The following is a 14,268-nucleotide window of genomic DNA, read 5'->3' as shown; positions in this document are numbered from 1 at the left end:
GCGGCAGTCGTGATTTGAACCGGTTTGCTTTGCAAGGATGCCGAGATTGGAAAACGCCATCATCCCCGACACGTCGTTGGACGCGCATCACGCGCACTGGGCGAAGCTGCGCCGCGACCTGCATGCGCATCCCGAGTTGCGATTCGAGGAACACCGGACGGCCGACGTCGTCGCCCGCGAACTGGAAGCGCTCGGCTACGCGGTGTCGCGCGGGCTCGGCGGCACGGGCGTCGTCGCGAGCCTGCGCGGCGCGGATCCGCATCGCGGCATCGTGCTGCGCGCCGATCTCGACGCATTGCCGATCCACGAAGCAAACGACTTCGCGCACGCATCGTGCACGCACGGGATCATGCACGCGTGCGGCCATGACGGCCATACCGTGATGCTGCTCGGCGCCGCGCGCGTGCTGAAGGAACTGCCGCAGCTGCCCGGCAGCGTCCATTTCGTGTTTCAGCCCGGCGAAGAGGGTGGTGCGGGCGCGCGCAAGATGATCGACGACGGACTGTTCGAGCAATACCCGACGGAAGCGGTATTCGGCATGCACAACTGGCCGGGATTGCCGGCCGGGCACTTCGGGTTGCGCACGGGCCCGATCATGGCCGCCGGCTCGCGCTTCAGGATCACGGTGACGGGCAAGGGCGCGCACGCGGCGCAGCCGCATCTGGGCATCGATCCGGTGCCGCTCGCGTGCGCGATGGTGCTGCAGTGCCAGACGATCGCCGCGCGGCACAAGGACCCCGTCGACCCGGCGGTCATTTCCGTCTGCATGTTCCATGCGGGCACGACGGACAACGTGATTCCCGACACCGCCGAGCTGCGCGGCACAATCCGCACGCTGTCGTCCGCGTTGCAGCAGCAGTTGCAGCGCGACGTCCGGCTGATGTGCGAAGGGCTGGCCGCGGCTTACGGCGCGCAGGTCGACGTGGAATTTTTTCAGTACTACCCGGCGACGGTCAACACGCCGGCCGAGACCGCCTTCTGCGAAGCGGTGATCCGCGATACGTTCGGCGATGCACGCCTGGCCCGCGACGTGCCGCCGAACATGACGTCCGAAGACTTCGGCTTCATGCTGGAGGAACGGCCGGGCACCTACGTGCTGATCGGCAATGCCCCGGACGGTGCGGCCTCGCCGGCGCTGCATCATCCGAAATACGACTTCAACGACGACATCATTCCGGCCGGCGTCCGGTATTGGGTTGCGCTCGCCCAGCGGTATTTCGCACGGACGCCGTCGAGTGCGGATTAATGCACGGTTTATCGGCCGTCGGCCGCGCGCGATGCGGCGGTGACGACAGTCGATTCCATCGACGGGCCGCGAATGCGCATTGCCGCTGCCGGCCCGCCGAACGACGCAATTTCCGAGGATCACGAATGACATTCGAACACGCGACGAGCACGTCCGGCGCCGTGACGGCGCTTCGCTATCGGCGATTCACCGCGACGGACGTCCCCGCGGCCCACGCACTGTCGATGGCGCTGCGCTGGCCGTTCCGGGCGGAAGACTGGCAGTTTTCGGCGCAGACGTCGACTGCGTTCGCGGCCGAGGAAAACGGTGTGGTCATCGGCACGGCGATGTGCTGGAAGTACGGTGCGGATCGTGCCGCGATCGGCCACGTGATCGTCTCGTCCGAGCATCAGGGCCGCGGGATCGGCCGCGCGCTGATGGAGATCCTGATCGACGAACTGGGGCCGCGCACCACGTTCCTGCACGCGACGCCGGCCGGCCAGCCGCTGTACGAGAAGCTCGGCTTCGCGGTGTGCGGGTCGCTGGATCAATTTCAGGGGAACGCGAGCCGGCCGCTCGCGGTCGCGTTGCCCGACGGGGAGCGGCTGCGGCCCGGCACGCGGGCCGATCTGGACTGCTTCGTCGAACTGGACGCGCGTGCTTCCGGCCTCGTCCGCGACACGCTGCTGTCGGCATTGCTCGAGCGCGGCGAAAGCGTCGTGCTCGAACGCGACGGCAAGGCCGTCGGATTTTCGGTGCTGCGCCGCTTCGGCCGCGGTTGGGTAATCGGCCCCGTCGTCACACCGCGAACGGGCGGCGACGTGTACGCGAAGGCGCTGATCGCGCACTGGCTGAGCAGGCGCGAGAACGAATTCGTTCGCATCGACGTGCCGTCCGGCACCCGCTTGCCGGACTGGCTCGACGTGCAGGGTTTGAAACGCGTGGACACCTGCGCGAAGATGGTTCGCAACGCGCCGGCCCCGGCGTCCGGCAGCGCGCCCGATCCGGCATACGGGCTCTACGCGCTCGTCAGTCAGGCGATGACGTAAGCGGCGGCGCGCGCGTCCCGCGACAACGTCGCGAGACGGCGGCTCGCCCGCATGCCGCGGTACGGCCGGACCGGACGCGGCCGCGCGGTTTTCCCGGTTCCCGGTGAAGCGAACGCGCGAACGCAAGCGCACAAAAAGGCCCCGCACCCCGCATTCTGGCCGCGCCGCCGCACGCCAGGCTGACCGGCTGATTACCGTTTTGTAATCAACGGCGTTCGTGCATGCACGGAGCGGTTCCTCGTTTCCATTTCCCGGTAACATCGCCGCATGTCCCACGAATGCGGCGGAGCCGGCCATGCGCATCCTGATAGTCGAAGACGAACCCAAGACGGGCGCGTACCTGAAGAAGGGGCTCGAGGAATCGGGCTTCAGCGTCGATCTCGCGAAGGATGGCGCCGAAGGGCTGATGCTCGCGCAGGAGGAGCGCTACGACGTGATCGTGCTCGACGTGATGCTGCCGGTGCTCGACGGCTGGGGCGTGCTCAAGCGGCTGCGCGACACGCACACGACGCCCGTGCTGTTCCTGACCGCGCGCGACGACGTGCAGGATCGCGTGCACGGCCTCGAGCTCGGCGCCGACGATTACCTCGTGAAGCCGTTCGCGTTCGTCGAGTTGCTCGCCCGCATCCGCACGCTCGCGCGCCGCGGGCCGCCGCGCGAAACCGAGCACCTCGTGGTCGGCGATCTGGAAATCGACGTGGTGCGCCGCCGCGTGAAGCGCGGCGCCACGCGGATCGACCTGACGCCGCGCGAATTCTCGCTGCTGCAGCTGCTCGCGCGCCGGCAGGGCGAGGTGCTGAGCCGCACGCAGATCGCGTCGTACGTGTGGGACATGAATTTCGACAGCGACACCAACGTCGTCGAGGTTGCGATCCGGCGCCTGCGCGCGAAGATCGACGACGCGTTTCCGGTCAAGCTGATTCATACGGTGCGCGGTGTCGGCTACGTGCTCGAACCGAAGGACGGCGCATGACGCGGCCGCGCTCGCTCGCCGCGACTCTCGCGCTCGCGTTCGCCGCGACCACGCTCGCTGCGTTCGCGCTTGTCGGCGCCTACGTGTATGCGGGCCTCGAACGGCAGGTGAACACGCAGGACGATCTCGACATCGTGCTCGCCGCGCGCCACACGCGCCGGCTCGCGGGCGAGCTCGAATCGGCCGATGCGGTCCGCACGCACGCCGAGCTGTTGACGAGCCAGGTGCTCGGCAACGAGGCGCTGTCGATGGCCGCCGTCGACGCGCGCGGCGACGTGCTCGCGCGCCACAACGTGCGGCTCGCCGCGCTCGACGATGCGCGTGCCGCCGCATCGGCTCCGCTGGCCGATGCGCAGCTGTTTGCGCCGCATGCGGTGCCGGTTCCGCCGAACGAACGGATCACGGCCGACCGGCTCGTCACGTGGACGGCCGACGGCGGCACGCCGATGCGCGGCGTCGTGTTCGAGGCTGCGCTCGGCGACCGCACGCCGATCCGCATCGCGATCGCGCGCAACATGCGCGACCGCGCCGACCTGCTCGACGGCTACCGCGACCGGCTCGTGATCGCCGGCGGGCTCGGCGCGTTGTTCGCGCTGCTGCTCGGCTACTGGCTGATCCGCACGGCGCTCGCGCCGCTGCGCGAGATCGTCGACAACACCGGCCGGATCACCGTCGACAAGCTCGACACGCGGCTCGACGCGTCGCGCGCGCCGAGCGAGCTGTGCGCGCTCGTCGATGCGCAGAACGCGATGCTGGGGCGCCTGCAGCAGGCGTTCGCGCATCTGTCGCAATTCAGCGCCGATCTTGCGCACGACCTGCGCACGCCGCTGAACAACATGCGCGGCGCGACCGAAGTCGCGCTCGCGCGCGCGCGTTCGGCGGACGAGTATCAGGCGCTGCTCGAATCGCATCTCGAGGAATACGACCGTCTCGCGCGGATGATCGACAACGTGCTGTTTCTCGCGCGCGCCGAGCATCCGAGCTTCGTCACGCGGCAGCGCGCGTTCGACGTGCGCGACGAACTCGAGCGCATCGCCGGATATTTCGAGGGGCTCGCCGACGAAGCGGGCTCGACGCTGCGCGTCGACGGGCACGGGCAACTGACCGCCGACGTCGAGCTGTTTCGCCGCGCGGTGGGCAACCTGCTCGCGAACGCGCTGCGCTACACGCCCGCCGGCGGCGTCATCACGCTCGCCGTCGACGAAACGCCGGACGCGGTGCGCGTCGTCGTCGCGAATCCCGGCGAGCCGATCGATCCTGCGCTGCTGCCGCGGATCTTCGATCGCTTCGTGCGCGGCGATCCGGCCCGCAGCGGCGGCGTGCCGGGCGGCACCGCCGGGCTCGGCCTCGCGATCGTGCGCTCGGTGATGGAACTGCACGGCGGCACCGCCCAGGTCGAAAGCGACGCGCGCGGCACGCGTTTCATCCTCACGTTCAACCGGCCGCCCGCTGCGTGACCGCGGCGTCGGGCGATGCGGCCGCCGAGCGTCCGTTCGTGCCGGTGTTCGTGTTCGTTCTCTCCGGTACGGCTGCGTCCGCGGCCGCCTGCCAGCCGCCGCCCAACGCCTTCAGCAACCCGACCGCGGCCTCCATCCGCCGCGCGTCGATCTGGTCGGCCGTGCGGCGGTTCGTCAGCGCGATCGTCTGCGCGGTCACGACGTCCAGATAGCTGACGGCGCCCGCGTTGAAGCGATTCGTCGTCAGCCGCAGCGACAGGTCGGCCGCGTCGGTCGCGCGCTGCTGGCTGCGCGCCTCCGATGCGAGCGCGTCGAGCGCCGACAGCTGATCCTCCACCTGCTGGAACGCGACGAGCACGGTCTGCCGGTAATCGGCAACCGCACCGTCGTATTGCGCATGCGCGCCGCGCAGCGACGCGCTGCGGCGGCCGCCGTCGAACAGCGTGCCGGCCAGCTGCGGGCCGAGCGACCAGAACAGGCTCGGCGCGGTCAGCCACGGTGCGAAGAACGAGCTCTCGAGCCCCGCGCTCGCCGACAGCACGAGATCCGGGAAGAACGCGGCACGCGCCTCGCCGATCTGCGCATTCGCGGCCGCGACGCGGCGCTCGGCCGCCGCGATGTCGGGCCGCCGTTCGAGCAGTTGCGACGGCACGCCGGCCGGGATCGCCGGCACGCGGAACGCCTGCACGCGCGGCGGCAGCGCGAACGTCGACGCGCTTTCGCCGACGAGCGTCGCGATCGCATGCTGCAACTGCGCACGCGACGCGTCGATGTCGGTGTCCTGCGTGCGCGTCGATTCGAGCTGCGTTTCGGCTTGCGCGACCGCCGACGCGTCGATCGCGCCGGCCGCGAGCTGCTGCTTGAGCAGCGTCAGCGCGTCCGCGTATGCGCGCACCGTGTCGTCGAGCAGCTGCTTTTGCGTGTCGAGCGAGCGCAGCGCGAAATAGTCGGTCGCGAGTTCGGCCGTGACCGACAGCTTCACGGCCTGCAGATCGGCCGCGCTCGCGGCGGCGTTCGCCTGCGCACCTGCCACCGCGTCGCGCACGCGGCCGAACACGTCGGGTTCCCAGCTTGCGGCCACGCCGGCCTGGTAGTCGGGCGTCGTCTTGCCGGCGAGCGACGAGCCGAGCCGGTTCTGCGATACGCGCGCGCGGCTTTGTGCGGCGCCCGCCGTGATCGTCGGCAGGAATCCGGCGTGCTGATAGTCGACCATCGCGCGTGCTTGCTGCAGGTCGGCGACGGCTTTTTTCACTGTCTGGTTCGACACGTCGACGCGCGCTTCGAGCGCGTTCAGGCCGGCATCGCCGAACACGGTCCACCATGCGCCGCGCGAGGCGGCATCTGCGGGCGTTGCGATTTGCCAGCCGGCCTGCGCGGCCGGTGCGCCCGCGTAGTGCGCGGGCACCGTGACGGCGGGCGGCGAGTAGGGCGGCAGCGTCGAGCACGCGGTCAACGCGGCCGACGCCGCGGCGGCGCCGAGCGCGACGGCTTGGCGGGCGAACGGGAGCGGATGGGGAAGGCGCATGGCAGGGATCTCGTGAGTCGTCGTCGATGGGTCAGCCGCGGGCGGGCGCCGGAGCGGGCGTCGATGGCGCGGGCGTCGTGCCTGCGGCGCGCGGCGGCGGTGAGTTGCGCGCAGCGGTTGCGGATGTCGGTTGAGCGGTTTGCGCGGGCGGGGCGGATTGAGCAGGCGCAGACGATGAAGCGGGCGAAGCGGACGAAGCGGCCGCAGCCGACGCAGCCGACGCAGCCGACGCAGCAGCACCCGGTGCCGCCGCGCGTGCGGACGAAACGATCTTCACGGCTTCGCCCGCCGTGATCGCATCGCCCGGATTGTCGATCACGCGGTCGGTGGCCGCGAGCCCCGCGACGATCTCGACGCGCGTGCCGAAATCGCGCCCGATCTGCACGGTCTTCAGCACGGTTCGGCCGTTCGCGCCGACGGTCGCGACCGTCACGCCGTTCGGACGGAACAGCAGCGCACTGACCGGCAGTTCGAGCGCCGGCGCCGCGCTCGGCAAGACGAGATGCGCCTGTGCATACGCACCGGGCATCAACGCGCCGTCGCGGTTGTCGACGTCGATCTCGACCCGCAGCGTGCGCGTGACGGGATCGATCGCGCCCGCGCTGCGCGCGACACGCGCGGCAAAGCGCCGCCCCGGATATTGCGGCGTCGTCAGGTAGACCTGCGTGCCGGCCGACACGCCGGTCGCGCTGTCCTGCGGCACGTCGACGAACACGCGCAGCGTGTCCGTCTGTTCGAGATGGAACAGTTCGCCGGACAGGCCGGGGCTGCCGGGCGTGCCGCCCGCCGTGACGAGCGTGCCGACGTCGACGTTGCGCGCGGTGATCACGCCGTCGAACGGCGCGGTGACGGACTCGTACGACACGAGCTCGGCAAGGTGCGCGACATTCGCGTGCGCGGACGCGAGCATCGCGCGCTTCGCGTTCATGTCCGCGACCTTCGTGTCGGTGTCCTGCTGCGACACCGATTGCGTCTTGAGCATGTCCTGCCAGCGTTGCGCGGTCGATTTCGCGTAGTCGTAGTTCGCCTGCGCGCTCGCTTCGTCGGCGCGCGCCTGGCGCAGCTGCGCGTCGAGATCGGGCGCCGAGATCTGCGCGAGCGTCTGGCCGGCCTTCACGTGCGTGCCGAGATCGGCGCTCCAGTGCGCGATGTAGCCGCTCGTGCGCGCGTAGATCGACGCGTCCGCATACGGCGCCACCGCGCCGGGCAGCGTCAGCGTCTGATCGGCCGGCGCCGCGCCGGGCACGATGACCGACACCGGCAGCGCCTGCTGCGCGGCCACCTGCGCACGCTGCGCGGCGCGTGCGTCGATACGCGGCACGATGCCGAGCGCGAGCAGCGCGGCGGCGAGCGCGACGGCCGCGAGCGGCACGGCGAGCTTGCGGGCGCCGCGGCTCGGCGGCACGTCGCGTGCCGCGTCACGGGTTGCGTCGTGGGATGCGGGCGGCACGGCCGCGTTGGCGGTTGGGGCCTCCGGAGCGGTCGGAGCTGCCTGCGTGGCCGAAGCTGCCGGAGCGGCCGGAGAAGCCGCAGAAGGCGCAGAAGCCGAAGCTGCCGAAGCTGCCGAAGCAGCCGAAGCAGCCGGAGCAGCCGGAGCAGCCTGCGTGGCCGGCGTTGCAGGCGTTGACGCTTCGTCGGCGGTCAGCGGGGCGACGGGTTCGATCGAGTCGTTCATGATGGGTCCGGGTCGGGCGAATCGAAGGATGGGAAGAGGCGGCCGTGCGCGCTCACCGCAGCGCCGGCGTATCGGGCGCGTGCTGCGTGCGCCGCGCGGCCGCGGCGTCGCGGCGCCGCGCGAGCCATGCGTGGACGAAGCCGAACAGCACCGGCACGAACAGCAGCGTCGAGAACGTCCCGAACGCGAGCCCGCCGATCACCGCGCGGCCGAGCGGCGCGTTCTGCTCGCCGCCGTCGCCGAGGCCGAGCGCCATCGGCAGCATGCCGATCAGCATCGCGAGCGCCGTCATCACGACGGGCCGGAAGCGGCTGAAGCCGGCATCGAGCGCGGCCTGCCACGGCGACGCGCCGCCGGCGAGCAGCTCGCGCGCCGCGTTCACGACGAGAATGCTGTTCGCGGTCGCGATGCCGATGCACAGGATCGTGCCGGTCAGCGCGGGCACCGACAGCGTGGTGCGCGTGACGAACAGCATCCACGCGATGCCGGCGAGCGATGCCGGCAGCCCGCCGACGATCACGAGCGGATCGAGCCACGACTGGAAGTTGACGACCATCAGCATGTAGACCAGCGCGATCGCGAGCACCAGGCCGCCGAGCAGCCCGGTGAACGACTCGTGCATCGCCTGCACCTGGCCGCGCAGCACGATCGACGAGCCGGGAGGCAGCTGCGCGCGTGCGGCGTCGACGAGTTTCGTCACGTCGGCCGTGACGCCGCCGAGGTCGCGCCCCTGCACCGACGCGAAGATGTCGAGCACCGGCTGCACGTTGTAGTGCGACACCACCGCCTGCTGCGTCGCGCGCGAGAACGTGCCGAGCGCGCCGAGCAGGTTCTGCGCGGGCGCGCCCGCGGCCGGGCCGCCGGCCGGCGTCTGCGGCGCGCGCGCGGTGCCGGCGGGCAGCGGCACGTTCGCGAGCGACTGCAGCGAGTTCACCGTGTATTGCGGCGTCTGCACGAGCACCGGGTAGCTCACGCCATTGCGCGGATCGAGCCAGAAGTTCGGCGTCGTCTGCGAGCTGCCGGACAGCGCGATCAGCAGGTTCTGCGCGACGTCGCGCTGCTCGAGGCCGGCCTGGATCGCTTTCGTGCGGTCCACGTTCACGTTGATCGCCGGTTCGTCGCCAGGCTGCTGGATGCGTGCGTCGACGAGCCCGCGCACGCCGCGCAGCTTCGCGAGCAGCGCATTCGCGACCGCGCGGTTCTGGTCGAGCTTGTTGCCGACGATCTGGATGTCGATCGGCGCGGGGAGGCCGAAGTTGAGAATCTGGCTGACGATGTCGGCCGGCAGGAACGCGAACGTCACGCCGGGGAACGACTGCGCGAGCACGTTGCGCAGCTTCGCGACGTACGCGGCCGTCGATGCGTGATTCGGCTTCAGCGTGACGAGCACGTCGGCGTCCTCGGTGCCGATCGGATCCGACGAGTCGTACGTGAGGTTGATCCCGCTCACCGGCACGCCGATGTTGTCGAGCACGCCGGCGAGTTCGTTCGCCGGAATCACGCCGCGGATCTTCGCTTCGACTTCGTCGGTCAGCCGTGCGGTTTCCTCGATCCGTGTTCCCGTCGGCGCGCGCAGGTGCAGGCGGATCTCGCCGGTGTCGACCGACGGGAAGAAGTCCTGCCCGGCGAATGCGTACAGGCCCGTCGATGCGATGCACGCGAGCAGGAACGCGGCCGCGAAACGACGGCGCCGCGCGATCGCCGCGGACAGCAGCGCGCGATAGCGCAGCCGCACGGCCTCGAAGCGATGCTCGAACGCGGCCTGGAAACGCGCGACGCGCGCGAATACACCGCGCGGCGGCCGGTCCTGCCGTTTCGCGCGCATCAGCGCCATCGCGAGCGTCGGCACCAGCGTGCGCGAGAAGAAGTACGACGCGATCATCGCGAAGATCACGGCCTCGGCCAGTGGCACGAACAGGTAGCGAGCGACGCCGGTGAGCAGGAACATCGGCACGAACACGATGCAGATCGACAGCGTCGACACGAACGTCGGCACCGCGATTTCTCCGGAGCCGGTCAGGATCGCGTCCTCCAGCGGCGCGCCGAGCTCCAGGTGGTGCGTGATGTTTTCGATCGCGACGGTCGCATCGTCGACGAGAATGCCGACCGCGAGCGCGAGTCCGCCGAGCGTCATGATGTTGATGGTCTGGCCGAGCGCGGACAGCGCAAGCAGCGACGTGAGCACCGCGAGCGGAATCGATACCGCGATGATCAGCGTCGCGCGCCAGCTGCCGAGAAACAGCAGGATCATCAGCGCGGTCAGGCACGCGGCGATCAGCGCTTCGCGCACGACGCCCTGGACCGCCGCCTTCACGAACACCGACTGATCGTCGAGCGGCGAAATGTGCAACGCCTTCGGCAGCCCCGCCGCGATCTTCGGCAGCATCGCCTTCACCTGGTCGATGATCGTCAGCGTGGACGCGCTGCCGGTCTTCTCGACCGTCAGCAGCGCCGCGCGCTTGCCGTTCACGCGCACGATGTTGGTCTGCGGCGCGTAGCCGTCGCGAACGTGCGCGACGTCGCGCACGTACACGACGTTGCCGCCGATCGTCTTCACCGGCAGGTCGTTGAGCGCGGCGACCGTCTGCGTGCTGCCGTTCATCTGCACGTTGTATTCGTGCGTGCCGATCTTCGCGGTGCCGCCGGGCAGGATCAGGTTCTGCGCGTTGATCGCGTTCACGACGTCGATCGGCGCGAGCCCCTTCGCCTGCAGTGCGCGCGTGTCGAGGTCGACGACGATCTGGCGAATCTTGCCGCCGAACGGCAGCGGCACAGCCGCGCCCTGGACGGTCGCGAGCTGCGTGCGGATGAAGCTGTTGCCGAGGTCGTACAGCTGCTGCTCGGCGAGCGTGTTGCTCGACAGCCCGAGCTGCAGGATCGGCACCGTCGATGCGTTGTACGTGATGATGTTCGGCGGCAGCGTGCCGGGCGGCAGGATGCGCAGGATCGACGCGGCGTTGCTCGCGGCTTCCGCGATCGCGCGATTGATGTCCGCGCCCGGGTGAAAGAAGATCTTCACGACCGACACGCCGTTCAGCGACTGCGACTCGATGTGCTCGATGTCGTCGACGTCCGACGTGAGCGCGCGTTCGTAGTTCGACGTGATCCGCTTGGCCATGTCCTCCGCGGAGAAGCCGTTGTACGACCAGACGATGCTGACGACCGGAATGTCGATGCTCGGGAAGATGTCGGTCGGCGTGCGCAGCAGCGCAAGCGGTCCCGCGATGAAGATCAGCAGTGCGAGTACGACGAACGTGTAGGGCCTGCGTAACGCCAGCCGGACGATCCACATGATGGTGCTCCTCGAAGCAGGGCATGGATGCGCATTCGATGCGACGAGCGTGCAGTCTGCCGGTGGGGCGTTGACCCGATCCTGACCCGAGGATTACGAAGTCGTTATCTGTGCGGGCGGGGCTGCATCGGCCGAGGCTTTCAAATTTGTCATCTGGCCGTCAGCGCCGCGCGCGGCTGCGTTGCCGAGAATGCGCACATCAGCCAGCCGCGGCCGCGGCCATGCTGCCGGCCGCGCATCGCCGATGCGCGCTTGTCGATCCCGTCAGGAGCGAGTCGTGACGAAACCCGTCTGCATTGCCGAGATCACCGTTGTGCGCGTGTTGGAGACCGCTGCGCAGCCGATGGCGGCGCACCGGAAGCACCGCGCCGCCGGCGCGGCGAATGCCTCCGCCGCCATGCGCGCGTCAGTGTCCGGCTTCCTTCACGGACAGGCGGTTGACCACCGTCTTCGCCGGCGCGGCGGCTTGCGCCGCGGTTTGCGCGAGCTCGATCTGCGCTTCGTCGGGAACGGTGCCGTCGAGCGTGATCGTGTTCGCGCGCGCGACGACGCGAATGTCCGACGTCGCGAGGCCGCGCGTCGACGTCAACGCCTTGCGGACCTGCGTTTCGGTATGCCAGTTCGCGCGGCGAAGCTGCTGCTTGCCGGGTGTCGATACGGCGGACGCCGAAGCGGGCGCGCTGGTTTGCGCGACCGCGGCGGTCGCCACCGTGAACAGCGGGATGAGTGCCGATACGGCGAGCTTGATGGGGCGCATGTTTTCCTCTCGTTGAACGTGGCGCCGGGCCGCGCGTCGGCGCCCGGCCCGTGCGTGTCGTGTGGACATTCCCGTCCGCGACGCACCGGCGCGATTGCGGCGCGAGCGGGCGCCGGCGTCGCACCGCGCATCGATATCGTCGTCGGTCGGGCAAACGGAGTATCGGTTCAGCGCCGCCATCCGGATTGCCGGAACGCACGCCGGCTTGTCCACTGGCACGGTGCGGGCGTGCGAACGCCGCGCGGGGTCCGCACGGTCCGGCCGCGGTCGTGCATATCGGCAAGCGCGCATTCGCCGTTGCGGGTGAAATGCGCGCTCGCCCGGCGGTGGAACGCTTTCGGCGTTCGTCGCCGCCGCGCTACACGATCGCATCGCCGGACCATACGAAGGTATGAGCGCGTTCGCCGGATCGGTGCGCCGTTCGATCGGCGCCGATGCCGGCGTGCGGCGGCGCCACGCAGGCGGCACGCCCCAGCGTGCTGGCGAGAGCGCCGGACGGCGTCCGCATCGCGGCATTAAACCTCGATATGACGCGCCCCATCGATTGTGGCCTTCACGCATCCGTATGTACGGCTGGCCCGCGCGGTACCGATTCGCTACCGTTGAGTCGACGCGGCGCACGGCTGCCGATCATCGTCCTACGATCTTTTCGGAAAACCATCATGATGCTTTCCTTGCCGAATTCTCCGGGTTCCGTCGACGGCGTCGACGCGTGCGGCTGGCCGCCGGCCCCGCACGATCCCATCAACGTCGAGCGCGCGTGGCGCGAACCCGGCGCGGCGCCGCACGCCGACATGGCGCTCTCGCGGTGGACGCGACAGGACGCGACGTCCGTCGCCGTGTCGCACGACGGCAGCGAGCGCTGGCACTGCATCGGCATCAGCCTGAAATGCACGTCGCTGACGTTCGTGCATGCGGGGCGCGTGCTCGTCGACGGACGCGTGACCGCGGGGGCCGCGCAGGTCACGGCTCCAGGCGTGCACTGCCGGGCAGACTTCCACGGCGCGAGCGACGTGCTGCATCTGTTCGCGTCGCAGCGCGTGCTCGCCGAATGCTACGAAGACCTGTTCGGCCGGCCGCCGTCGGGCGATGTCGTGATCGACGACCCGCGCCTGATCCGCGACCCGGCGCTGGAGCGGCTCGGCCAGGCGCTCGCGGTGTCGCACACGCGGGACGGCGCGCTCGGCAAGGTATTTGCCGACGGCGTCGGCCTCGCGATCGTGTCGCGCGTCATTGCGCGTCACTTCTCGGTGCGGCAGCGCGATGCGCGACGAGCGGCCGAGCTGCCGTCGTGGCGGATGCGGCGCGTGGTCGAGTACGTGGATGCGCATCTCGCCGATTCGATCGGGCTTGCCGACATGGCGAAAAGCGCCGGCCTCACGCGCATGCACTTTGCCGCGCAGTTCCGTCACGCGACGGGGCTGCGTCCGCACGAATACCTGATGCGCCGCCGGATCGAGCGCGCGCAGCAGCTGCTGCTGGAATCGCGTCACAACGTGCTCGACGTGGCGCTGAGCACCGGTTTTCGCTCGCAGGCTCATTTCACGACCGTGTTCAAGCGCTTCGTCGGTCAAACGCCGTGCTGCTGGAGGACGAACATCGATGAACAACGTTGAGCGGATCAGCGCGTTCCTCGCGATCAGCGAGCGGTTTCTGTGCGGCGGGCAGCGCGTGCATGACGACACGCGGCGGCGGCCGCAACCGATGCCTGTGCCGACGCGCGACACGATCGCGTCGCGCGTCGCCCGCGGCGGTGGCGTGCACGTATGGGACGACGTATCGGGCCATGCGGCGGGCCATGCAGCCGGCCGGGATGCAGCGGCGCCGGTGCGCGATGCGCGGCGGCCAACGGCGATGGGTTCACACGACGGAGAGAGGCGGTGATGGAAATTCGAACGAACGCGACGGACGTCGATCCGTGGACGCAGACTCTCGGCCTGCTCACGCAACTGTGTGCGCCGCGCGACGTGCGAGCATCCGCGCGCCCGCGCGAAACGCGTCGCGCGCGCCCGGGCGCCGACGGGCGGAACAAGCTTTATGCGATGTCGGAACGGCGCACGGTCGCCGTCAGTGTCGTCGAGCGCCAGAGCGCGACGACCGTGTCGATCGCATGGCGCGATGCGACGCGGTGCTCGTATGGCGATCAGGTCTGGCAGACGGCGCGCGCGCGTGTCGGCGGCGTGTGCGCGGTGAGCGGGCGTCCGATCGCGCCCGGCGATTCCGTTTACCGGCCGCGGCCGACGCGTCCCGTACCGATCAATGCGGGCGCGATGATTCTTGCATCGGTGCTGGAGCAGATCGAAGAAACGGCGTGA

11 protein-coding genes are annotated in these 14,268 nt (G+C 69.9%); 7 read left to right on the top strand and 4 right to left on the bottom strand.

Translation table 11 applies throughout. From position 1 onward, the window contains the following. The first annotated feature begins 37 nt into the window (after positions 1 to 37). From BSE24067_RS21780 to BSE24067_RS21765, 4 genes are all read left to right on the top strand, one after another. Positions 38 to 1,246, top strand: a complete 1,209-nt coding sequence (locus BSE24067_RS21780; RefSeq protein WP_420883502.1) for a M20 aminoacylase family protein — start codon at positions 38 to 40, stop codon at positions 1,244 to 1,246. Positions 1,247 to 1,371: 125 nt separating this feature from the next. Continuing rightward, positions 1,372 to 2,274: a GNAT family N-acetyltransferase gene (locus tag BSE24067_RS21775; protein ID WP_151065953.1), complete on the top strand. Its 903-nt coding sequence runs from the start codon at positions 1,372 to 1,374 to the stop codon at positions 2,272 to 2,274. A 295-nt stretch (positions 2,275 to 2,569) separates the two neighbouring features. After that, positions 2,570 to 3,247: a heavy metal response regulator transcription factor gene (locus BSE24067_RS21770; protein ID WP_151065952.1), complete on the top strand. Its 678-nt coding sequence runs from the start codon at positions 2,570 to 2,572 to the stop codon at positions 3,245 to 3,247. Then, positions 3,244 to 4,704: a heavy metal sensor histidine kinase gene (locus BSE24067_RS21765; RefSeq protein WP_151065951.1), complete on the top strand. Its 1,461-nt coding sequence runs from the start codon at positions 3,244 to 3,246 to the stop codon at positions 4,702 to 4,704. The genes BSE24067_RS21770 and BSE24067_RS21765 overlap by 4 nt, the downstream gene beginning before the upstream one ends. On the opposite strand, the gene BSE24067_RS21760 is transcribed toward BSE24067_RS21765, so the two are convergent. From BSE24067_RS21760 to BSE24067_RS21745, 4 genes are all read right to left on the bottom strand, one after another. Then, complete coding sequence (locus BSE24067_RS21760; RefSeq protein ID WP_151065950.1) at positions 4,682 to 6,229, bottom strand: efflux transporter outer membrane subunit; 1,548 nt, start codon at positions 6,227 to 6,229, stop codon at positions 4,682 to 4,684. The genes BSE24067_RS21765 and BSE24067_RS21760 overlap by 23 nt on opposite strands. Positions 6,230 to 6,260: 31 nt before the next feature. Continuing rightward, complete coding sequence (locus BSE24067_RS21755) at positions 6,261 to 7,904, bottom strand: efflux RND transporter periplasmic adaptor subunit (protein ID WP_151065949.1); 1,644 nt, start codon at positions 7,902 to 7,904, stop codon at positions 6,261 to 6,263. Positions 7,905 to 7,956: 52 nt separating this feature from the next. Then, the gene (locus tag BSE24067_RS21750; RefSeq protein ID WP_174904853.1) at positions 7,957 to 11,196 is read right to left on the bottom strand and encodes an efflux RND transporter permease subunit; all 3,240 of its coding nucleotides are present in this window, start codon (positions 11,194 to 11,196) and stop codon (positions 7,957 to 7,959) included. 406 nt (positions 11,197 to 11,602) lie between these two features. Beyond that, positions 11,603 to 11,953 (bottom strand): BON domain-containing protein, encoded by a 351-nt coding sequence (locus BSE24067_RS21745; RefSeq protein WP_151067735.1) that lies wholly within the window; start codon positions 11,951 to 11,953, stop codon positions 11,603 to 11,605. 665 nt (positions 11,954 to 12,618) lie between these two features. On the opposite strand from BSE24067_RS21745, the gene BSE24067_RS21740 reads away from it, so the two are divergent. Genes BSE24067_RS21740 through BSE24067_RS21730 form a run of 3 tightly spaced genes read left to right on the top strand, consistent with a single transcriptional unit; the run spans position 12,619 to position 14,268 of the window. Continuing rightward, positions 12,619 to 13,569, top strand: coding sequence for a helix-turn-helix domain-containing protein (locus tag BSE24067_RS21740; protein WP_151067764.1), 951 nt, complete (start codon positions 12,619 to 12,621; stop codon positions 13,567 to 13,569). Further along, positions 13,556 to 13,837, top strand: coding sequence for a hypothetical protein (locus BSE24067_RS21735; RefSeq protein ID WP_151067737.1), 282 nt, complete (start codon positions 13,556 to 13,558; stop codon positions 13,835 to 13,837). The genes BSE24067_RS21740 and BSE24067_RS21735 overlap by 14 nt, the downstream gene beginning before the upstream one ends. Continuing rightward, positions 13,837 to 14,268 carry a DUF3331 domain-containing protein gene (locus BSE24067_RS21730; protein ID WP_174904852.1) on the top strand — a complete coding sequence of 144 codons (432 nt, stop codon included), beginning with the start codon at positions 13,837 to 13,839 and terminating at the stop codon, positions 14,266 to 14,268. The genes BSE24067_RS21735 and BSE24067_RS21730 overlap by 1 nt, the downstream gene beginning before the upstream one ends.

This window comes from Burkholderia latens, assembly GCF_902499045.1.
GTDB classification, from domain to species: Bacteria; Pseudomonadota; Gammaproteobacteria; order Burkholderiales; family Burkholderiaceae; genus Burkholderia; species Burkholderia latens.
This window is presented reverse-complemented; position numbering and strand designations above follow the sequence as displayed.

Excerpts from the sequence above, each read along its gene's own strand:
- BSE24067_RS21780 (WP_420883502.1), top strand. The coding sequence starts at position 38 with ATGCCGAGATTGGAAAACGCCATCATCCCCGACACGTCGTTGGACGCG.
- BSE24067_RS21775 (WP_151065953.1), top strand. The coding sequence starts at position 1,372 with ATGACATTCGAACACGCGACGAGCACGTCCGGCGCCGTGACGGCGCTT.
- BSE24067_RS21770 (WP_151065952.1), top strand. The coding sequence starts at position 2,570 with ATGCGCATCCTGATAGTCGAAGACGAACCCAAGACGGGCGCGTACCTG.
- BSE24067_RS21765 (WP_151065951.1), top strand. The coding sequence starts at position 3,244 with ATGACGCGGCCGCGCTCGCTCGCCGCGACTCTCGCGCTCGCGTTCGCC.
- BSE24067_RS21760 (WP_151065950.1), bottom strand. The coding sequence starts at position 6,229 with ATGCGCCTTCCCCATCCGCTCCCGTTCGCCCGCCAAGCCGTCGCGCTC.
- BSE24067_RS21755 (WP_151065949.1), bottom strand. The coding sequence starts at position 7,904 with ATGAACGACTCGATCGAACCCGTCGCCCCGCTGACCGCCGACGAAGCG.
- BSE24067_RS21750 (WP_174904853.1), bottom strand. The coding sequence starts at position 11,196 with ATGTGGATCGTCCGGCTGGCGTTACGCAGGCCCTACACGTTCGTCGTA.
- BSE24067_RS21745 (WP_151067735.1), bottom strand. The coding sequence starts at position 11,953 with ATGCGCCCCATCAAGCTCGCCGTATCGGCACTCATCCCGCTGTTCACG.
- BSE24067_RS21740 (WP_151067764.1), top strand. The coding sequence starts at position 12,619 with ATGCTTTCCTTGCCGAATTCTCCGGGTTCCGTCGACGGCGTCGACGCG.
- BSE24067_RS21735 (WP_151067737.1), top strand. The coding sequence starts at position 13,556 with ATGAACAACGTTGAGCGGATCAGCGCGTTCCTCGCGATCAGCGAGCGG.
- BSE24067_RS21730 (WP_174904852.1), top strand. The coding sequence starts at position 13,837 with ATGGAAATTCGAACGAACGCGACGGACGTCGATCCGTGGACGCAGACT.